We start from the raw sequence: 19,074 nt of genomic DNA on the forward strand, positions 1-19,074 counted from the left end.
GGAGACGACCCCCGCCCCCCCGCCCCCCCCCCCCCCCCCCTCCTCCCCCCCCCCCCCCCCCCCCCCCCCCCCCCCCCCCCGCGTCCACCGCGCCCACCGCGTGCGCCGCGCCGCGGCCGCACGCCGGGCCACGCGGGTCGTCCGCGCCAGGCCCTCGCGGTCCCGGCGACGCCGTCCGCGTCTCGCTGTCGCGGACGCCGGGCGGGGCCGGGCCGGGTCGCCCGGAAGCGCCCGAGCCGCGATCGTCCGCATCGCACCGAGCCCGCACGGCGGGTCCCGGCCGCGCGCCGGTCGCCCGCACTGGGCCCTCGCGGTCACGGCGACACCGTCCGGGCCCCGCAGTCGCGGGTGCCGTCTGGAGGACGCGTACCGAGCCGCAGCCGTGCGCACGGCGCAGCGGCCGCGCGCCGGGCGTCAGAGGCACGCACCGGACCATGCAGCCACCCGCGCCGGGTACGCCGACCGGGCCGGGCCGTAGCCGGACGCGCCGGATCACGACGACCGTCCACGCCGGTCCGCCGCAGGCGCGCGGCCCCCGTGGTCGTGGGAGTCGGTTACAGGCGTTCCACGGCTGCCCGGACTCGCTCGTCCGTCGCTGTCAGGGCGACTCGGACGAAGCGGTCGCCCGCCGGGCCGTAGAAGTCGCCGGGGGCCACCAGGATGCCGAGGCCGGCGAGGTGGGCCACCGTGTCCCAGCAGGACTCGTCGCGCGTCGCCCACAGGTAGAGGCTGGCCTCGCTGTGCTCGATGCGGAAGCCGTGCCCGGTGAGCGCCTCGCGCAGAGCGGCGCGGCGGGCCGCGTACCGCTCCCGCTGCTCGCGGACGTGGCTGTCGTCGCCGAGGGCCGCCACCACCGCCGCCTGGGTCGGCGCCGGCGTCATCATGCCGCCGTGCTTGCGGATCTCCAGCAGCGGACCGAGGACGGCCGGATCGCCGGCCAGGAACGCCGCGCGGTAACCGGCCAGGTTGGACCGCTTGGACAGCGAGTGGACCGACACGATGCCGTCGTACGAGCCGCCGTTGACGTCCGGGTGCAGGACGGAGACCGGGTCGGCCTCCCAGCCCAGCTCGATGTAGCACTCGTCGGAGAAGACCAGCACGCCGTGCTCGCGGGCCCAGGCCACGATCCGGGTCAGCTCGTCCTTGCCGAGCACCTTGCCCGTGGGGTTGGACGGGGAGTTCAGCCACAGGAGCTTCAGGCCCTCGGGGTCCAGCTCGGTGGGGTCGTCGTAGGCGACGTGCTCGGCGCGGGCCAGGCGGGCGCCGACCTCGTAGGTCGGGTAGGCCAGCCGCGGGAAGGCGACCTTGTCGCCGGGGCCGAGGCCCAGCTGGGTGGGCAGCCAGGCAACCAGTTCCTTGGAGCCGACGACCGGCAGGACGTGCCGGTGGGTGACCTCGCGGGCGCCCAGCCGGCGCCCGAGCCAGCCCGTGATCGCGTCGCGCAGCGCCGGGGTGCCCCAGACCGTCGGGTAGCCCGGGGAGTCCGCCGCGTCGATCAGGGCCTTCTGGATCAGTTCGGGGACCGGGTCGACGGGGGTTCCGACGGACAGGTCGACGATGCCGCCCGGGTGCGCGGCGGCCGTCTTCTTGTACGGCTCCAGCTTGTCCCAGGGGAAAGCCGGAAGGCGGTCGGTGACTGCGGACACGGGTGGTGGCTCACTTTCTCAGGATCGGCTCGGGCCCTCGTACGGCAAACGCCTCGGCCCCGCACGGTGATCGTCGACGATCGGGCCGTACGGGACCGAGGCGGCACATCTCGCGGGGCCGCTTACGGGGTCACTCGGCCTGCGGCGGCAGCGCGGCGATGATCGGGTGGTCACGCTCGATCAGGCCCAGCTTGCTGGCGCCGCCGGGCGAGCCCAGCTCGTCGAAGAACTCGACGTTCGCCTTGTAGTAGTCCTTCCACTCCTCCGGCACGTCGTCCTCGTAGAAGATCGCCTCGACCGGGCAGACCGGCTCACAGGCACCACAGTCGACGCATTCGTCCGGATGGATGTACAAGGACCGGGAGCCCTCGTAGATGCAGTCGACCGGGCACTCCTCGATGCACGCCTTGTCCTTCACGTCGACACAAGGCTGCGCGATGACGTAGGTCACGCTGTCGTTCCTCCTCGATAGGGCGCTGGCGGGCCTCCTCAGGCTCCGCCGCCTGGCGCGCGGGAGCGCGGCGTCGTCGATGCCCGCCCCTAGTATCTCCGTTCTTGGGCATGATCCGAACAGGAGGGGTGTACCGACCCGTGGAAATCTCGGCCGCTGGACGCCTCGAGGTCCGAATCACCATTGCTGACGTGGGGAAACGTGTCTCCGTGCGGCGCCTGAGCGAACCTGGAGTCACGCAGGAGAAGTTCACCGACACGGTGGGTGTTCTCACATCATGGGACGAAGGTGTGCTGCTCATCACACGGAAGAACGGTGAGAGCGTCCGGATACCGGAGTCCGCCCTGGTCGCGGGGAAGGTGGTGCCCGCCGCGCCGGCCCGCCGCCGGGGCCCCGCCACTTCCTACGAGGAGCTCGCCCGTGTCGCCTCGCGGGCGTGGCGGCCGGTGGAGAGCGAGGCGCTGGGTGGGTGGGAGCTCAGGGCGGCGGCCGGGTTCACCCGGCGGGCCAACTCGGTGCTTCCGCTCGGCGACCCGGGCGTGCCGCTCGACGACGCGCTGACCGCCGTACGGCGGTGGTACGGCGACCGCGGCCTGCCCGCGTACCTCCAGACCGCGACCGGGGCCGAGGGCACGCAGGAGCTGCTGTGCGCGGAGCTGGAGCGGCGCGGGTGGGTGCGTGAGGTGACCGCCGAGCTGTGGGTCGGCGGGCTCGCGCAGGTCGCCGACCGGGCGGAGGGGACGGGCGTCGTGCTGTCCCGCACCGCCGACGAGGCGTGGCTGGCGCGCTATCAGCGCAAGGGCGTGAGCGAGGTCGCCCTGCGGGTGCTGGGCTCGGGGCCGTCGGTGTGGTTCGCGACCGTGCCGGGCGCCGTGGAAGGGACCGCCGAGGGCACCTCGGAAGGGACCGCCGAGGGGGCCGCAGCAGGGGCCGCGCCCGCCGCGATCGGGCGGTGCGTCGTGGACGGGCGGTGGGCGGGCTTCGCCGCCGTCGAGGTCGACCCCGCGCAGCGGCGGCGCGGGCTGGCGACCGCGGTGATGGCCGCGCTGGCCCAGCGGGCCCTGGACGAGGGCGCCTCGGCCGCGTGGCTCCAGGTCGAGACGGACAACGCGGCGGCGCGGACGCTGTACGCCGGAATGGGCTTCGCCGCGCACCACGCGTACCACCACTACCGCGAGCCGGCCGGTGACGAAGCCAGGCGGTGACCAAGCCAGGCGGTGACCAAGCCAGGCGGTGACGAGTCGCCGCGAAGTCGCTTCGAAGCCGCCGCGCCAAGTCGCCGTGAAGCCGCCGTGTGAAAGGGCACGAGTCTGATATGAGTCCCCCCTGTCCCGCGTCCCCCGTTCCCCCGCCCGCCGAGCGGTCCGCGCGGCTGCGGCGGCGGTTCGCCGAGGAGGCCCGGTCCGAACGGCCCGACCTGGCCACGCTGTGCCTGCTGGTGGGCGCGCAGGCGGACGGCACGCTGGACGAGGCGGGCATGGACGCCGCGCAGCTGGAGCTGGACCGGCTGGCGGGACGGCTGCCGTTCCGGCCCGGCGGGCCGACCGCGTGGGCGGACGCGCTGCGCCGGCTGCTGGGCGAGGAGGAGGGCTTCCGCGGCTCCCCCGCCGACTACCGGCGCCTGGAGTCGTCGCTGCTGCACGAGGTGGTGCGACGGCGGCGCGGGCTGCCGATCATGCTGTCGGTGGTGTGGATGGAGGTGGCCAGGCGAGCGGGCGCGCCGGTGTACGGGGTCGCGCTGCCCGGCCACTTCGTCGTCGGGTTCGGGCCGCAGGACGAGCAGGTGCTGGCCGACCCCTTCGACGGCGGGCGGGTGCTCGCCGGGGGCGACGTGGAGCTGCTGGTCGCGGGGGCCACCGGGGCGCCGCTGGAGCCGTCGATGCTGACGCCGGCCGATCCGCTGGAGGTGGTCTCGCGGATCCTGAACAACATCCGCGCGTGGGCGGCGGCCCGGCCCGAGCGGTCGGACGTGGCGCTGTGGGCGGTGGAGCTGGCGCTGCTGCTGCCCTCGCATCCGGCGCGGCTGCGCTACGAGCGGGCTCAACTGCTGGTGCAGCGCGGCGACTTCCTCGCCGGAGCGACGGAGCTGGAGGGGTACGCCGAGGTGGTGGCCGCGGTGGACGAGCAGACGGCGCGGCAGGTGCGCCGGCAGGCCCACGCGGCGCGGGCGATGCTCAACTGAGGCACCGGAGCCACCGGGGCAGCCCCAGAGGCCTCACAGCCGCCGAGGCGGCCCCAGGTGCCTCACAGCCAGCCCTTGTCGCGGGCGATCCGCACCGCTTCCGCACGGTTGCGCACCGCGAGTTTCTGGATCGCGGTGGAGAGGTAGTTGCGGACGGTGCCCTGCGACAGGTGCAGGGCGGCCGCGAGTTCCGCGTTCGTGGAGCCGTCGGCCGCCGCGCGCAGCACCTCGCGCTCGCGGTCCGTGAGCGGGTTCGCGCCCTCGGCCAGGGCCGCCGCCGCGAGGGTGGGGTCGATGACCCGTTCGCCCTCCAGCACCTTGCGTACGGCCGCGGCCAGTTGGGCGGCCGGGGCGTCCTTGACGAGGAAGGCGTCGGCGCCGGCCTCCATGGCGCTGCGCAGGTAGCCGGGGCGGCCGAAGGTGGTCAGGACGACCAGCTTCACGTCCGGCAGCTCCGCGTGCACCCGGGCCGCGGCCTCGATGCCGGTGCAGCCGGGCATCTCGATGTCGAGCAGGGCCACGTCCACGTCGTGCTCGCGCGCCGCGGCCAGCACCTCGTCGCCGCGCGCGACCTGGGCGACGACCTCGATGTCGTCCTCGAGGCCGAGCAGGGCGGCCAGTGCCTCGCGGACCATCGACTGGTCCTCGGCGAGCAGGACCTTGATCGTGGAGCTCATGCCCCGGATCCTACGTCCGCCCCGCTGTCCACGGGGACGCGGGCGACCAGCCGGAACCCGCGTCTGGTGCCGCCCGCCTCCAGGGTGCCGCCGGCCTTCTCCAGGCGCTCGGCCAGGCCCGTGAGGCCGTTGCCGGCGCCCTTGCCGGGGCCGCCCCGGCCGTCGTCCTCGACGGACAGTTCCAGCACCCGCCCGTCGAGGGTCTGGCGGGTGAGCAGTCCGACCGTGCAGCGCCGGGCGCCGCTGTGCCGTACGACGTTGGTGACCGCCTCGCGCAGGGCCCAGGCCAGGGCCGACTCGCTCTCCTCGGGGACGCCGGTGAGGTCGGGTTCGGCGGGCAGGTCGGCGGTGACGTCGGCCGCCGCCAGCGCCACCTGGGCCCCGGCGAGTTCGGCGGCCAGCCGGGGGCGCCGGTAGCCGGTGACGGCCTCCCGGACGTCGACCAGGGCCTGGCGGCTGACCTGTTCGATGTCGGCGATCTGGCGGGCCGCCTTGTCGGGGTGGTCGGGGAGCATGCGGCCGGCCAGCTCGCTCTTCAGCGTGATCAGCGACAGCGAGTGGCCGAGGAGGTCATGCAGGTCCCGGGCGAGACGCAGCCGCTCCTCGTTGGCGGCGAGCTGGGCGACCTGGGCGCGGGCCCTGCGCAGTTCCACCGTCGTGCGCACCAGCTGCCGTACGCCCGTCATCGTGAAGCCGATGAGCAGGACCAGGAGGACCAGGGTCCACAGGTCCCTCTCGCCGTCGGCGAGGGCGCTCGTCAGCATCACGGCCGTCGTCAGGGGGATCGTCCAGTAGGCGGTCCGCAGCGGGAAGGTGGCGCCGCAGGCGACGGAGACGTACACGAACAGGTCGAGCCAGGGCCGGCCGAGCGTGACGGACAGGACGACGGCGAGCACGCCGAGGCCGGCGACCAGGCCGGTCACGAGCGGGCCGGGGAACGGCCGGCCCATGGTGCGGAAGACCAGCGTCAGGTAGGTGCCCACGAAGACCGCCAGGCCGGTCCAGCCGGCCACCGTGGCGGCGGTGGTGTGCTGGCCGGAGAGCAGGTCGTTCACGGGCGAGCTGAGGAACACCAGCCAGATGACGATCCACAGCAGCTTGCGCCCCGCCTCGCGCAGGGTGCGGGGCGGCTGCCCGAGGGGCGTCGCGCCGGTCTCCGGCGCCGACCGGTCGTCCGTCGTCGTGCTCACGCCTGCAAGGTGTCCTTCCGGTAGAGCCAGGCCGCGCCGCCCGCGAACAGGACGAAGAAGACGGCGAGGAGGGCGACGTCCCGGGCGTGCGGGGCCCGGCTCTGCTCGATCGCCCGCCCGAGAGCAGCGTACGCGTGCGTGGGCAGCCACTTCGCGACGGTCTGGAGCCACTGCGGGAAGGTCGTCGTCGGCATCCACAGGCCGCCGAGCAGCGACAGGCCGAAGTAGACGATCATGGTGATCGGCCGGACGGCGTCGCCGCTCGCCAGGTAGCCGAGGGCGACGCCGAGCGCGGCGAAGACCAGGCTGCCGGCCCAGATGGAGCCGGTGAGGGCGAGCCACTGCCAGGCGTCCAGGCGGACGTCCTTCACGGCGGCCGCGACGACGAAGACGACCACGATCGACGGCAGGCTGACCACGGCCGCGCCGGCCGTCTTGGCGAGCACGTACCCGCGTCCGGGCAGGGTGGTCAGCCTGAGCTGCCGTACCCAGCCGCTCTCGCGTTCCTTGGCGATGCGTTCGCTGTTGCCCATCAGGACGGCGGTCAGGGCGCCGAAGGACGCCATGGAGACCATCATGTAGGCGGGCAGGGTCAGGCCGGTGCCGTCGATCTTCGTGGTGCTGTCGGCGTTGCCCGCGATGAGCAGGAACAGCAGCGAGGGGTACAGGACCGAGAAGAACAGGAACTTGCGGTTGCGCAGGGCGCGGGCGAGTTCCAGCTTGATCAGGCTGTTCACGACTGCTTCGCCTCCTCGGCGGCGGTGATGGCGACGAACGCCTGCTCCAGGCCGAGGCCGGCGACCTCGAGGTTGCGGGGGTAGAGGCCGAGGCCGTACAGGGCGTGGACGGTGGCGTCGGCGTCGGAGGACTGGATGCGGACGGTCCGGCCGCTGATGTCGAGGGTGGTCAGGAACGGCAGGCCGCGCAGCCGCGCCGCGTCGATCGGGCCGTCCAGGTCGAAGGAGACGCGCCGGGCGCCCGCCTTGGCCTTGATCTCGGCCGCGGTGCCGTCGGCGAGCAGCCGGCCGCGGTGCAGGACGAGGACGCGGTCGGCGACGGCGTCCGCCTCCTCCAGGTAGTGCGTGGCGAACAGCACGGTGCGGCCCTGGCCGGCCTGTTCGCGGATGGTGGCCCAGAAGGCCTGGCGGGCGGAGACGTCCATGCCGGTGGTGGGCTCGTCCAGCACGATCAGGTCGCTGTCGCCGGCGGTGGCGAGCGCGAAGCGGACGCGCTGGGCCTGGCCGCCGGAGAGCTTGTCGACCCTGCGGTCGGCGATCTGGGTGAGGCCGGCGCGGGCGAGCACGTCGTTCACCGGGTAGGGCCTGGGGTGCAGGTCACAGGCGAGGCGGACCAGTTCGGCGACGGTGACCTCGTCCATCAGGCCGCCGCTCTGCAGCATGGCGCCCACCCGCCCGGCGACGATGGCCTCGCGCGGCCCGGTGCCGAAGACGCGGACGGTGCCGCTGTCGGCGCTCCTGAGCCCGAGCAGCAGGTCCAGCGTGGTCGACTTGCCGGCCCCGTTCGGCCCGAGCAGCGCCACGGTCTCCCCCGGCCGCAGCGCCAGCGTCAGCCCGTCGACCGCCCGCACGCTGCCGTACCGCTTGCTCACCCGCTCGAACCCGACCACCGGGGCGGCGGCCGTCTCTGTCGTTGTCATGACAGCCATGCTGGCCGCGGGGGCCGTACGCCCGGCAGTGTCGACGGTCCTGACTCCCGTATGACAGATGTCATACGCCCACGGCGACGGCCGGCCGCCGACTCAGCTCAGCGGATGACCTGGCCGGCCTTCCGCAGAGCGTTCCGCCACATCCGCCGAACGTCTCCGAGCTTCTTCTCATTGGCCTTGATGATCTTGTTTTGGTAGGCGGTCTCGACGGACTGCCAGACCGCCACGTAGTCCACCTGCTGCTTACACTTCACATCGGCCACGGCGGTGGCAATCTCCCGAGCGCCAGCCTTCCTCGGAGTGGCGGAGTCCTCCTTTCCCTTACCCCACCAGGCCGGATCGCCAGCGGCGGCATGGGGATCCGCGTAGGCGTGGCCGGCCTTCTTCATGCATGCGCTCCACTTGGCGTTCGCTGCCTCGGCCCGGCTGTCCGCCTTCGTACGTTTCCAGCCTTGCTGCTGCGCCAGGTCGACGGCGGTCAACGCCTCTGTCCGGAGCAGGCCGAGCTGCTTCAGGGCCTTGCCGCGGCAGCCGCCCGTGAGGCTAGTTCCGGTCGTCACCCCGTCACGGCCGGTGTAGGCCTTGGTGACCGCATCCGTCATGAGGGCTTTGCGCTTCTCCTCCCGCCGCGCCTCTTGAGCCAGCTGCTCCGCGGTCACGCCGACCGGCGGGGCCAGGTGATAGCCGTACACGCGCACGGCTTCCGGGTCGGTGACCCCGTAGCGCCGCTCATTGGCCGAGTGCGCCACGCCGAGCCGCTTCAGGCGAGCGGGCCAGGTATATCCCTTCGCCTTCATGCACGCCCCGGCCAGTTCGTCGACGGCCTGGTCGAGAACAGCTCGCTGCTCCGCGCTGACGCCGTAAGAATCAAGGGGAAGGACCGGCACCGGAACACCGGCAACGGTCTTCGTAGCCGGAGAGGAAGCGGCCTCGGGTTCGCTCCCCGTCCGGCTACCCGATTGACATGCCGACAGCATCACGACGGAAAGGGCGGCTACGCCGACGGCCATTGAGCTCTTCCGCATCAAGTCAGACGCTCTCATCGATGGAGAAGAACGGGATGCACCCCGGGGAAGGGGCGCATCAGCGCGTTCAGTTCGGGCAAGAGGAGTTCGAGCCGAAGCAGTGGGAGCTCGCCGTGTTGTCGTTGGGTACCTGAGTGATCTGCTCACCCGGGGGAATACCGACGAGCGCACCGGTGTATCCGGAGTACTGGTAGAAGTACACCAGGGTGTCGGGGTCCATGTTCTTCACCGAGGACATGGTGTTGTCAATGAGGGTGCTGGTGCCGTAGTAAGTGCTGCCGCTGTAGTCGGACTTGCTGTAAAGCGTGTCGTAAAGGCCGCCGCTGTAATTTGCGAGCCTGTATATGCAGACCTCGCCGCCGTTCGAGGACTCACACACCGTTGTAGCTGCCGGCGGACGCGGTGCCGCTGAACCCCAGAACCAGCGCCGCGCTCGCCAGGCCCACCAGGGTTTTCTTCCTTGCGCTCATCCACTCACCAATCCTGTGGTCATACCCGTTGAAGCCGGCAGGGCGCTGGAATGAGCGCACGACGAATCACCGGCCCCATGGGTGAACTTGATCTCTGCGCCGGAGTGATCTTAGGCAGTCACACGCGTACGGAAGGGACCGGTTTTTCGGTCATTCGCAGGCAACATCTGGCCACCCTCCAAACGTGACGGGGGGGGGGGGGGGGGGGGGGGGGGGGGGGGGGGGGGGGGGGGGGGGGGGGGGGGGGGGGGGGGGGGGGGGGGAGGGAGGGGGGGGGGGTGGGTTTGTTTTTTCCCCCCCTCCCCCCCCCCCCCCCCCCCCCCCCCCCCCCCCCCCCCCCCCCCCCCCCCCCCCCCCCCCCCCCCCCCCCGTCGGACTACTCGCCGCTAACTCGGGTTCGTCTCGATCACACCGACGCGGTCGGCCGGCGTCTTGCCGAGCAGGGCCTTACGCATGGCGCCGATGACATCCTCGGGCGTTACCGGGGTCTTCTTTCCGTTGCCCCGGGTGATCAGCACGCCGTCGTAGGCGCCGCCGTACAACTCCTTCAGCGCGGCCTTGTCGTAGTACTCGACCAGCTTGTTGCCGACCGGCTTAACGGCAAGGAACCTCCACAGGGAGTTCTCGGGGCTGAACTTGACCTCCACCCCGCCCGCCTCGATCGTGACGATCCCCGACATCGCGGGTTCCGCGAACTCCTTCAGCTCGCGGTCGACCTCGGCGTTGGAGATCGTCGGCTGTTTGGTGGTGGTGGCCACGGCGGCCGGGGTGGTGGAGCCGGTTTCGACCTGGGCACGGTAGGCGGTCACGATCGCGTCGGTCGACCTGGCGATGTCGATGCCCTTGCCCGGCTTGCCGTAGACGGCGACGGCCTTGCCGGAGACGAACTTGACCGTGCCCTCGGTCATCGAGCCGGAGCCGCCGGCCACGTCCTGGAGGGCGGCGTTCAGCTTCTCCTCGTCGACGGGCATGACGGGCTCGACGACCCGGTGGTTGCCGAAGAGGGAGCCGATGACCGAGACCGGGTTGTAGTCGCTCTTCGCGGCCGCGGCGACGGTGGCCTGCTCGTCGAACTGGAGCCCCGCCTGGTCGGGCTTGAGCGTGACGGTGTCGCCGCCGACCGACAGCTTCAGCGGCTGGTTCACGTTCTTGCCGAAGGCCGCGTCGAGCTTCTTCACGGCGTCGTCGCGGGTGCCGCCGCCGATGTCCACGCCGAGCACGGTGGTGCCCTTGGGCACGTCGGTGTGGTTCATCAGCAGCCCGGCGCCGTAGGCCCCGCCGGCGATCAGGAACACGGCGACGCCGAGCAGCGCCAGCTTGCTGCGGCCCTTCTTCTTCGCGGGTGCGGCCGCCGGCACGTTCTGCGCGACCGGCTCGGGCAGCTTCGGGGGCGTGTGCTGCAGCGCCCCGTCGGCGGGGGCGCCCGGCCCGAACGGGGAGCCGGCGCCCGGCGGCACGACCGGGATGCCGCTGGTGACGGTGTGCCCGGAGACGTTGTCGGGGGCCGGGTAGCCGCCCTGCGGGCCCGGTTCGGGGGCGGGCTTCTGCGGGGTGAGGATCGCGGTGTCGTCGCTCAGGCCGCCACCGGACGCGGAGGCGGGACCGGAGCCGAAGGGCTCACCGCCGCGCATCGTGCCCGGAGCGCCGGGGCCGCCGGGACCGCCAGGGCCGCCAGGTCCGCCAGGTCCGCCAGGTCCGCCGACGGCACCACCGGGACCGCCGGGACCGCCCGGACCTCCGGGGGCGCCGTAGCCGCCCTGACCGCCCTGGCCGCCGGGAGCGCCCGGTCCGGCGGGCGGGGCCAGCGGGCCGTCGCCGGTCACCGGACCCGTGGTCGGACCCGCGGGGCCGCCGTGCGCGCCGCCGGGCCCGCCGAAGCCGTTCGGCCCGTCGAAACCGCTCGCGCCGCCGAACCCGTTCGGCCCGCCGGGACCGCCAGAGCTGCCCGGACCGCCCGGACCGCCGGAAGCGCCGGAAGCGCCGGAAGCGCCGGAAGCGCCGGGACCGCCGTAGCCGCCCTGGCCGTGCCCGCCGGCCTGACCGTGCCCACCGTTTTGGCCGTGCCCGCCGTTTTGGCCGTTGACGCCGCCCTGGCCGTTGACGGCGCCGCCGCGGTCGCCCTCCGAGAAGTACGGCAGGTCGTCGCGGCGCGCGTCGCCGCCGGCGCCCTGGCCGGGACGCGGCCCGCCGGAGCGCGAGCCCGCGTTCAGCGCCTCGGTGACGTCGAAGGAACCGGTGCCGCCGCCGTGTCCGGGGGCCACCGGCCCGCCGGTCGCGCCGGTGAGTCCGGCGCCGTTGGTCGTACCGGGGCGGGCGCCGTTCGCGCCGCCGGGCCGGGAACCGCCCGTCACGCTCATGGCGCCGACCACTCCGCCGGGACGCGCGCCGCCGGAGGTACCCGCGGCGGGCGTGCCCGGGCCCGCGGGTGAAGCGCCGGGCACACCGGCGCCGTTGGTGGCGCCGCCGCCCTGACCGCCCTTGGGCGCGCCCGACTTGCGGGGCGCGAACCAGTCGCTGGTCTTCTCCCCGGCGGACCGGCCCGGTTCGGCCGGGGCCTGGGTCTCGACGGTGCTCGTGGGCGTGGCCGCACGCGGCGTCGGAGCCTCGGTCTCCGCGGTGTCGTCCTTCTTGCCCTCGGCGTCCGCGACGGGCGTACGCACGACGACCGGCGGAATGGGCCGCGACCCGGGGATGTTGATCCGGATCCGCGTCGTCAGCGTGGTCTCGGTCTTGCGGTCCTCCGGCTTGGCCGAACGGCCCGCGTCCGCAGAGCCGTCGGAAGCCGCCGGCGTCCCGTAGGGCGGGGTGCCCGACGGGTATGCGGCTCCGCCGCGCCCGTTGGGCCCGGAGGACGGAGTGTCAGTTTCACGACTCAAGGCAGGTTCTCCCGGTTGGCTCCACCGCCCGACACGACCTCACGATGGGGGTCCCCCGGGCGCGAGCTGGGTCGAGCGTTCGGGGGAGGCTCGGCGGCGCGCACCACCATACTGGCCACTTCTGGCCCGTATCCCACTACCGCCGGGGAAACCCACACGGCACTTGCACGCCCGTGGGACGGCGAAGTGGTACGTCACTTCCCAAGTCGGGCGTCGCGGCCGTTCGGTTGCCGCCCCGACCCGACCGTGGCGCAGATCACAGCCACGGCCATGCCACCGAGCAGGAAGAGGTACGAGCCGCCTCCTGCGGCGAAGAGGAAGTCCCCCTCGGGGCGGCTGGTGGTGAGGAACACGACGGCGATCATCCAGCCGACGGCGGACGCGGCCGCCCCGGCCCGGCCGCCGGAGGCCAACGCCCCGCCGAGTACGACGCCGGCCTCGCCCGCGAGGGCGAGCAGCAGCCCGCCCGGGAACCAGCCGGGCTGCACCAGCGCCCCGGCCACGCCGACCACGGCGCCGCACACGAACAGGCCGAGGTAGAGGGCCGTCCGGCCGGCGGACGGCCGTTGCAGGGGCTGGGCGAGCATCGAAGTCCGGTCACCGCTCATGTCAGGAGCCCTCCCCGATCCCCGGTCCGATCCCGGCGAAGAGGTCGTTCTCCGCTGCCGCCGCGCCTTCCCCTCGCACCAGTTCGTAGTACTCGGTGGTGAACAGCGGTTGCGCGAGTTCGTTGGAGAGCGCGAAGTACGGCTCCGCCACCTCGATCTGGGTGGCGTGGGCGCGCATCGCGGCGGCCTTGGCGGCGGAGGCGTGGGCGGTGCCGTCGATCCGCGTGGTGATCAGCGCGTCGTCGACCACGCCCGGCACGTCCTGCACAGCGGCGCTCTTGGCGAAGGGCAGCCCGGGCAGCTCCGCCGCGAGCCGGGCGAAGGCGTCCTCGACGACGGAGCGCGGGGCGCGGTTGACGTAGACGCGGGGGACGTCCCAGCCCTCCGCGGCGGCCAGTTCGGCGGCGCGCAGGGCGACGCGGTGGGCCTGGATGTGGTCGGGGTGGCCGTAACCGCCGTTGTCGTCGTAGGTGACCAGGACCTGGGGGCGTGCCTCCAGGATGACCTCGACCAGGTGCCGGGCCGCCTCGTCGACGTCGGCCTGCCAGAAGCAGCCTGGGTCGTCGTTGTCGGGCAGGCCCATCATCCCGGAGTCCCGGTAGCGGCCCGCGCCGCCGAGCAGCCGGAAGTCCGCGACGCCGAGTTCGCGCATGGCCGCGGTCAGCTCGCCGAGGCGGTACTCGCCGAGGGCCGCGCCGGTCAGGTGCCGCAGCTCGGGCGGGATGACCTCGCCCAGTTCACCGAGGGTGCAGGTGACCAGGGTCACGTGGGCACCCTGGGTCGCGTACGTGGCCATGGTCACGCCGTTGTTGATCGACTCGTCGTCCGGATGCGCGTGCACCAGGAGCAGACGCCGAGCAGGCAGTTCGGTCATGCGGCCCACCCTACGAGGCCCCTCCGGAAAACCCGCACGGCAGCCTGCCCGGCCTTCCTGCCAGACACCGCGAGATCATTCGGGACTCGTCCCGGGTGACCTGATTCAGTTGAAGAGGGCAATGAGTCCATTCACCCAGATCGCGAGGAACACAAGGGCCGCCACCAGGCAGCCGACGCCCGCCAGCACACCGCCGGCCGTCCACGGCTCGGAGGGCGCCTCGTACTCCCCTTCCAGGTCGTCCCGGTAGGAGGCGGGGTCGTCCCAGTCGACGGGGTGCCCCAATTCCTCGGCGCAGGCGGTCCGCACCGCGACCAGCTGCTCCTCCGCGAAGACGGTGGCGGCCTTCGCCTCCGGGCCCTGCCAGGCGAGGGCTTTCATCCGCCACCCGGGAGACCCGTACCGCGCCTCGAAGGCATCGGTCTCGTCGGCTTTGCGGTCCTCTTCGAGGTACATCCAGCGTCCGGCCTCGGCGGCGTCGCCGTAGAGCCGGTACACCTCGGCCAGACGACGACGGAGGGTCAGGTCGTGCGGGAAGGACGAGATGAGACCGCGCAGGCGCTGGCGCGCGACGGGAACCCGGCCGGCGGCCAGGTCTGCATCGACTCGGGCAAGGGTCTCTCTCAGGGGCATGAACGCATGATCGATTACCGCACTGACCTACGTCGACCTGGTTTCACCGCTCAGCACTCGCTCGCTCTTGCCGGCATCGGCCGAACCTCAATGCGCACCGCTCGACGGCGATCGAAAGCGGTCCACGATCCGGTGTGCGTATTGGTCGTCCGGGCCGAGATCCTTGACCACTCGACACGCTTCTGGAATCCGGCTCGTCTCGCACAGCAGCCGAACAAGGACGTACAGGGCACCACGATCACCGTCTTCGGCGCGATTGCGCAGCGCCGACTCCATTCCCCGCTCGCGAAGCGCCGCGTTGAGTCTCCGACGTGCGTGGACATCCATGAGAGCGCGCTCCGTGAGTTCCGAGAGCCGTTCCGCACGGGCGAGCAGATCCATGTGCCAGAGATGGTTGTCGTGTCTGGAGAAATCGGTGGAATAGCACTCGGCGTGGGCGCTCACCAACGCGATCGCAACATCCCAATCCCGGCGCTGTTCCGCTGCCCGGGCTTGCTCGATCCACTCCACAGGATGAGTATCGCGTAGCGCTGCCTCGTACCGCATCGTGGGAGTGATCGCCGACGAACGTCCCTCAGGATCAAGTCCCCAGCGACGCCTGCGGAATACTCTTAACCGCCTTCTCAGAAGCTCAGGTAAGTGATCTGGACGATGTAGACGCGCTCGCTGCGCACCACGACCTGATAGGTGAACATGCCCCCGGGAACAATGACGACGCCGCCTGTGGGGTCGACGCCGTCGTGAGCTCGGCCGTGGACGTGGAGTGCTTCGGCGGCTCGGACCAGCTCATCTGCCCTTCTCTCCACCTCGGCGAGAAAGCTGGCGGGAGCGGTACGAGCGGTTTCCTCCGCGCCGAAGGCGTACTCCCATTTCCAGCTCACCCGCGTACTGCCTTCATGGCTTCGTCCAGCACGGCACTCAACTGACGCAGGGCCTCACGGGCGACGGCGGAGTCCTGGTGTTCCAGGTCGGCCTTGGCGCGAGCGTGGCGGGTGGACAGATCGGGGCGACGGGCGATCTCGATGTCCCTGGCCCAGATCAGCACCCAGCTCTGCACCGGGCTCAACGACTGCCACTCCACCGCCTTGGCGAAGGCTTCGTCCTTCGTGGCCTGCATCTCCTCCAGTCGGGCAGGATCGACCACGGCGAGAGCCGCACGCAAGGCGTCGGGGGTCTGCTGGGGGCGGGGGATCAGCTCGTGCCCGTGATCGGCCTGAGTGCTCATGGTGTCCTCCAGTACATGCCCCGGCCAGAGTATCCGGCGGGGACCGCGCCGGAACGGGACACGGCTGACGTGGTTGCGCATCAGAGGGCTCCCCGAAGGTCGGAGCGGCACTTGCGGCAGCGGCCGGGAGTGGGGGCACGGAAGGCACGGTCGCAGCCGTCGCAGTTCTGGAGAGGGTGGCGGGTGGGTGGTGGCGAGGAGGGCGCGCGCAGCGGGGGCGGCGACGGGAGCTGGTCGGCGAGGCGGTGGGCCAGGATGGCCGCGGGGCGGCGTACGCCCTCGGGCAGCAGGTCGGCGGTCAGGGCACGGCGTACGGCGGCGGGGGCGACATCCCGCTCCAGCCAGGCGGCGACGCCGGGGGCCAGGTGAGCCGTGTCGCGGGCGGACAGGAGCACCCGGGAGTCGTGACGGTGGAGGTCCGCGAGCAGGTCGATCGCGACCTGGAGGAGCGCTGGGACGGCGTAAGCGGGGCTCGGCACGGCGGGGAGCGGTTTGCTGGGGTTCCGCTTCTCTCGCGCGGCCTGCGTGGGGTGCGTGGGGTGCGTCCCGCTGCCCTCGCAGGCCTTCCGCCGCTGCGGTGCCGCAGGGCTTCGGGTGTCCGGGCGATCGTGCGCCTCGGCGCGGTGGCGGACCGCCGCCGGCTGGTTGCAGGAGACCGTGCGGGTGACGATGCGGCCGGTGGGGGTGCGGCGGCGTTCGCGTCGCAGGTAGCCGTGGGCCTCCAGTTCGCGCAGGGCGGCGGCGATGCGGGTGGCTCCCTCGGGGAAGCGAGCGACGAGGGTCTTGATATCGGCGGGGGCACCCTGCGGCAGCGACTGGAGGTGTACGCCGAGCCCGATCGCGAGGAGCGAGAGTTCCATGTGCTGGGCCAGGTGGTTGCCGACCACCGTGAAGCGGGCGGTGTGCCGGGTGTTGTCGTGCTGGAGCCCGCCGGTCTGACGGCCCCGGTTCGGGTGCTTGTTGCCCGCAACGCGGGCCTGGGCGTGCGGGGGCACGCTAGGGTGCTCGGTACCCATCGGGAAGTCCACTCTTCCTCGGTGGTCAGGCCCTCGCACTGGGATTGCCGTCCCGGCGGGGGCCGTCGCATGTCTGCGGTTGTTGTGCTGCTGCGCTGAGCGTCGGGCCTCGACGGCCGGAAAATCCAGTCCGACCGGGGATGTTCACCCGCCCGAGTGAGCGCGGGCCACGGGCGGGAGGGGTGGGGCTTGGTGGGGTGTTTCCCCGACGCCCTTTGTCTTTCAGCCGCCGACGGCACCGGAGCGCGTGGGGTCGGGTTCCGGTGGCGTGAGGCCGATCTCCGCCCAGACGGTCTTGCGTGGGAAGCGCCCTTCGGTGACTCCCCAGCGGTCGGCGAGCGCGTCCACCAGGAGCAGCCCCCGGCCGCTCTCGGCCCCGGCTCCGGGCTCCCGCAGCACGGGGCAGCGGTCACCGCGGGTGTCGGTGACCTCGATGCGCAGGGTGCCGCCGGCCACGTAGAGCGTCAGGCGGAAGCTGCGCCCGGGGACGCGGCCGTGGGTGGCCGCGTTGTTCGCCAGTTCCGCGACGACGTGGCCGGCCGTCTCGTCGGGGAGTCCCCAGCTCCGGAGCGCGTCCACGGCGAGCAGGCGGGCGAGGCGGGCACCGCGCGGGGTGGACGACAGCAGCATGCTGAAGTTGCGGACCGAGCCGCCGGGTTGGGTCCTGGTCTGGGCAGTTTCCTGATTCACGTCACTCAGCGTGGCCGACCGGAAGTACCGTGATGAGTAATCAGGCTGTTGCGTAGGGTCACCGTCCAGGCCTTGTCCGGTGCTGTCCGGACTGTCGTCACGGTTTCCCGCGCGCGCGAAGTGACGGTACGGAGCAGCGCTACGGAGGGGCACGCATGTCGGTGAACGGTGAGGTCGTGCGGGTCGGGAGCGAGCCGGAGCAGACGGAGGAGCCGGGCTGGGAGGTGGACCCGGACGACGACTGGGCGCTCGCCGTAGTGGCGACCGTGGGGCGGCAGTTGAGGCTCCGCCGGGAGGCCGCGGGAATGCGGGTCGGCGAGTTCGCGGTGGCGGTCGGTTACGGCGAGGACCTCGTCTACAAGATCGAGAGCGGCAAGCGGATCCCCCGGCCCGAGTATCTGGACACAGCGGACGAGGTGTTGGCGGCCGGTGGCCTGGTGTCGGCGATGAAGGAGGACGTGAAGAAGGTCCGGTACCCGAAGAAGGTGCGGGACCTGGCGCAGATGGAGGCGCGGGCGGTGGAGCTTCAGCTCTACGACCCCGTGAACATCCACGGTCTCCTGCAAACGCCGGAACACGCACAAGCCCTGTTCCGGATGCGGCGGCCGCGATACGCCGAGGAGGAGGTCGAGCGGGGTGTGGCGGCTCGCATGGCCCGCAAATCGGTGTTCGAGCGCGAATCAGCGCCCGAACTCAGCTTCATCCAGGACGAGTGGACGCTCCGACGACGCCTCGGGGGGCCGACAGTGGTGCGTCGGCAACTCGAACACCTTCTTGAGCTGGGGCAGTTGCCGAACGTCGAGATTCAGGTGATGCCCATGGACCGCGAGGAGCACGCCGGAGTGGACGGGGGGATCGAGGTGCTGAAGTTCGAGGACGGAACGGCGGTGGGCCGGTCACCGGGAGTCTCCAACGGCCGGCCGGTCACCGATCCGAGGCAGCTCCGTATCCTTGAACTGCGGTATGGAATCATCCGGGCGCAGGCTCTCACGCCGCGTGAGTCGGCGACCTTCATCGAGCAACTGCTGGGGGAGACATGATCCGCAAGACCTCGTCCAGGAACGCCTCGGACCTCGCGTGGTTCAAGAGCAGCTACAGCAGTGGCGCGGAAACCGACTCCTGCGTGGAGGTCGCCACCGAACCTCGCACCGTCCACGTCCGCGACTCGAAGAACGTCGAGGGTCCCCAACTGGCATTCGCCTCCGACGCCTGGGCCGACTTCGTCCCCTACGCGGTCGAGAGCTGACATGAGTCGCGACATCCAGGCCGGAGCCCCCTCCGGCCTGGCGTGGTTCAAGAGCAGCTACAGCAGCGGCAGCGAGGGCGACTCCTGCGTCGAGGTCGCCACCGAACCCCGCACCGTCCACGTCCGGGACTCCAAGCACGCCGACGGGCCCCGGCTGGTCTTCACGCCCGTCGCGTGGGCCGGCTTCGTGCCGTACGCGGTCGGGAGCTGATCCAGGGGGCAGGCGTGCCTGCCGGGCCCCGAGGGGCCCGGTGGGCCGCGGTCAGAACTTGATGCTGCCGATCATGCCCGCGATGTTCGTCGTCAGATCGCTGATCGTGGGCGCGATGGTCGACGACGCGAGGTAGAACCCGAGCAACATGCAGACGACCGCGTGTCCGGCTTTCAGCCCTGACTTCTTGATCAGCAGGAAGACGATGATCGCCAGCAGCACCACCGCCGAAATCGAGAGTGCCACGGCGGCTCACCTCCAAAGATCCCAAGTGCACGGGGGGGTCGGACCAAGGGGCAGAAAAATCCATACAGTAGCCAGCGGGTTCATACCCACTGTGCGCCAGTGATCATAACTATCCACACGCGCGCATCGGTCGGCGCACGGC

General features: G+C 72.1%; 23 protein-coding genes. 5 read left to right on the plus strand and 18 right to left on the minus strand.

All coding sequences use genetic code 11. The features are described from left to right. Nucleotides 1-554: 554 nt before the first annotated feature. Both ACZ5GT_RS08230 and fdxA read right to left on the minus strand, forming a co-directional pair. Nucleotides 555-1,646, minus strand: coding sequence for a bifunctional succinyldiaminopimelate transaminase/glutamate-prephenate aminotransferase (locus ACZ5GT_RS08230; RefSeq protein ID WP_469016765.1), 1,092 nt, complete (start codon nucleotides 1,644-1,646; stop codon nucleotides 555-557). 130 nt (nucleotides 1,647-1,776) lie between these two features. Then, nucleotides 1,777-2,097, minus strand: coding sequence for a ferredoxin (fdxA, locus tag ACZ5GT_RS08235; RefSeq protein ID WP_324787515.1), 321 nt, complete (start codon nucleotides 2,095-2,097; stop codon nucleotides 1,777-1,779). A gap of 140 nt (nucleotides 2,098-2,237) precedes the next feature. Between fdxA and ACZ5GT_RS08240 the strand changes: the two genes are divergently transcribed. Both ACZ5GT_RS08240 and ACZ5GT_RS08245 read left to right on the plus strand, forming a co-directional pair. Then, nucleotides 2,238-3,302 carry a GNAT family N-acetyltransferase gene (locus tag ACZ5GT_RS08240; protein ID WP_469016770.1) on the plus strand — a complete coding sequence of 355 codons (1,065 nt, stop codon included), beginning with the start codon at nucleotides 2,238-2,240 and terminating at the stop codon, nucleotides 3,300-3,302. Between the two features lie 110 nt (nucleotides 3,303-3,412). Beyond that, complete coding sequence (locus ACZ5GT_RS08245) at nucleotides 3,413-4,279, plus strand: transglutaminase family protein (RefSeq protein ID WP_469016775.1); 867 nt, start codon at nucleotides 3,413-3,415, stop codon at nucleotides 4,277-4,279. A gap of 62 nt (nucleotides 4,280-4,341) precedes the next feature. Here ACZ5GT_RS08245 and ACZ5GT_RS08250 read toward each other — a convergent pair whose 3' ends face one another. The 15 genes from ACZ5GT_RS08250 to ACZ5GT_RS08320 all read right to left on the minus strand — a co-directional run bounded on the left by ACZ5GT_RS08250 (nucleotide 4,342) and on the right by ACZ5GT_RS08320 (nucleotide 17,229). After that, the gene (locus ACZ5GT_RS08250) at nucleotides 4,342-4,956 is read right to left on the minus strand and encodes a response regulator transcription factor (RefSeq protein ID WP_360741734.1); all 615 of its coding nucleotides are present in this window, start codon (nucleotides 4,954-4,956) and stop codon (nucleotides 4,342-4,344) included. Next, nucleotides 4,953-6,146: a sensor histidine kinase gene (locus ACZ5GT_RS08255; protein ID WP_469016783.1), complete on the minus strand. Its 1,194-nt coding sequence runs from the start codon at nucleotides 6,144-6,146 to the stop codon at nucleotides 4,953-4,955. The genes ACZ5GT_RS08250 and ACZ5GT_RS08255 overlap by 4 nt, the downstream gene beginning before the upstream one ends. Beyond that, on the minus strand, nucleotides 6,143-6,883 hold the full coding sequence (locus ACZ5GT_RS08260) for an ABC transporter permease (protein WP_469016786.1): 741 nt from the start codon (nucleotides 6,881-6,883) through the stop codon (nucleotides 6,143-6,145). Before ACZ5GT_RS08260 ends, ACZ5GT_RS08255 begins: the two co-directional genes overlap by 4 nt. Further along, nucleotides 6,880-7,803 carry an ABC transporter ATP-binding protein gene (locus tag ACZ5GT_RS08265; protein WP_469016789.1) on the minus strand — a complete coding sequence of 308 codons (924 nt, stop codon included), beginning with the start codon at nucleotides 7,801-7,803 and terminating at the stop codon, nucleotides 6,880-6,882. The genes ACZ5GT_RS08260 and ACZ5GT_RS08265 overlap by 4 nt, the downstream gene beginning before the upstream one ends. Before the next feature lie 107 nt (nucleotides 7,804-7,910). Continuing rightward, a complete protein-coding gene (locus ACZ5GT_RS08270; RefSeq protein WP_469016794.1) occupies nucleotides 7,911-8,822 on the minus strand; it encodes a hypothetical protein in 912 nt (303 codons plus the stop codon). A gap of 82 nt (nucleotides 8,823-8,904) precedes the next feature. After that, the gene (locus ACZ5GT_RS08275) at nucleotides 8,905-9,216 is read right to left on the minus strand and encodes a peptidase inhibitor family I36 protein (RefSeq protein WP_469016797.1); all 312 of its coding nucleotides are present in this window, start codon (nucleotides 9,214-9,216) and stop codon (nucleotides 8,905-8,907) included. Nucleotides 9,217-9,693: 477 nt separating this feature from the next. After that, complete coding sequence (locus ACZ5GT_RS08280; RefSeq protein ID WP_469016800.1) at nucleotides 9,694-12,183, minus strand: hypothetical protein; 2,490 nt, start codon at nucleotides 12,181-12,183, stop codon at nucleotides 9,694-9,696. A gap of 194 nt (nucleotides 12,184-12,377) precedes the next feature. Further along, complete coding sequence (locus ACZ5GT_RS08285; protein WP_469016803.1) at nucleotides 12,378-12,791, minus strand: DUF6113 family protein; 414 nt, start codon at nucleotides 12,789-12,791, stop codon at nucleotides 12,378-12,380. 1 nt (nucleotide 12,792) lies between these two features. Further along, nucleotides 12,793-13,665, minus strand: a complete 873-nt coding sequence (gene mshB, locus ACZ5GT_RS08290) for an N-acetyl-1-D-myo-inositol-2-amino-2-deoxy-alpha-D-glucopyranoside deacetylase (protein ID WP_469016808.1) — start codon at nucleotides 13,663-13,665, stop codon at nucleotides 12,793-12,795. Nucleotides 13,666-13,770: 105 nt separating this feature from the next. Next, nucleotides 13,771-14,298: a DUF6584 family protein gene (locus tag ACZ5GT_RS08295; RefSeq protein ID WP_469016811.1), complete on the minus strand. Its 528-nt coding sequence runs from the start codon at nucleotides 14,296-14,298 to the stop codon at nucleotides 13,771-13,773. 87 nt (nucleotides 14,299-14,385) lie between these two features. Beyond that, the gene (locus ACZ5GT_RS08300; protein ID WP_469016818.1) at nucleotides 14,386-14,808 is read right to left on the minus strand and encodes a hypothetical protein; all 423 of its coding nucleotides are present in this window, start codon (nucleotides 14,806-14,808) and stop codon (nucleotides 14,386-14,388) included. A gap of 113 nt (nucleotides 14,809-14,921) precedes the next feature. After that, nucleotides 14,922-15,179, minus strand: a complete 258-nt coding sequence (locus tag ACZ5GT_RS08305; RefSeq protein ID WP_469016824.1) for a hypothetical protein — start codon at nucleotides 15,177-15,179, stop codon at nucleotides 14,922-14,924. Continuing rightward, a complete protein-coding gene (locus ACZ5GT_RS08310) occupies nucleotides 15,176-15,523 on the minus strand; it encodes a hypothetical protein (RefSeq protein ID WP_469016831.1) in 348 nt (115 codons plus the stop codon). The genes ACZ5GT_RS08305 and ACZ5GT_RS08310 overlap by 4 nt, the downstream gene beginning before the upstream one ends. A gap of 80 nt (nucleotides 15,524-15,603) precedes the next feature. Next, the gene (locus ACZ5GT_RS08315; protein WP_469016836.1) at nucleotides 15,604-16,539 is read right to left on the minus strand and encodes a helix-turn-helix domain-containing protein; all 936 of its coding nucleotides are present in this window, start codon (nucleotides 16,537-16,539) and stop codon (nucleotides 15,604-15,606) included. Between the two features lie 222 nt (nucleotides 16,540-16,761). Beyond that, nucleotides 16,762-17,229, minus strand: coding sequence for an ATP-binding protein (locus tag ACZ5GT_RS08320; RefSeq protein WP_469016841.1), 468 nt, complete (start codon nucleotides 17,227-17,229; stop codon nucleotides 16,762-16,764). A 155-nt stretch (nucleotides 17,230-17,384) separates the two neighbouring features. On the opposite strand from ACZ5GT_RS08320, the gene ACZ5GT_RS08325 reads away from it, so the two are divergent. The 3 genes from ACZ5GT_RS08325 to ACZ5GT_RS08335 are packed head-to-tail and all read left to right on the plus strand — an operon-like array spanning nucleotide 17,385 to nucleotide 18,686. Continuing rightward, the gene (locus tag ACZ5GT_RS08325) at nucleotides 17,385-18,269 is read left to right on the plus strand and encodes a helix-turn-helix domain-containing protein (RefSeq protein WP_469016844.1); all 885 of its coding nucleotides are present in this window, start codon (nucleotides 17,385-17,387) and stop codon (nucleotides 18,267-18,269) included. Next, nucleotides 18,266-18,475 carry a DUF397 domain-containing protein gene (locus ACZ5GT_RS08330; RefSeq protein ID WP_469016849.1) on the plus strand — a complete coding sequence of 70 codons (210 nt, stop codon included), beginning with the start codon at nucleotides 18,266-18,268 and terminating at the stop codon, nucleotides 18,473-18,475. The genes ACZ5GT_RS08325 and ACZ5GT_RS08330 overlap by 4 nt, the downstream gene beginning before the upstream one ends. Before the next feature lies 1 nt (nucleotide 18,476). Continuing rightward, nucleotides 18,477-18,686 carry a DUF397 domain-containing protein gene (locus tag ACZ5GT_RS08335; protein WP_469016854.1) on the plus strand — a complete coding sequence of 70 codons (210 nt, stop codon included), beginning with the start codon at nucleotides 18,477-18,479 and terminating at the stop codon, nucleotides 18,684-18,686. A gap of 51 nt (nucleotides 18,687-18,737) precedes the next feature. On the opposite strand, the gene ACZ5GT_RS08340 is transcribed toward ACZ5GT_RS08335, so the two are convergent. Beyond that, nucleotides 18,738-18,932 carry a hypothetical protein gene (locus ACZ5GT_RS08340; protein WP_324787496.1) on the minus strand — a complete coding sequence of 65 codons (195 nt, stop codon included), beginning with the start codon at nucleotides 18,930-18,932 and terminating at the stop codon, nucleotides 18,738-18,740. Between the last annotated feature and the right edge of the window lie 142 nt (nucleotides 18,933-19,074).

It is taken from the genome of Streptomyces sp. NPDC031340 (assembly GCF_055569945.1).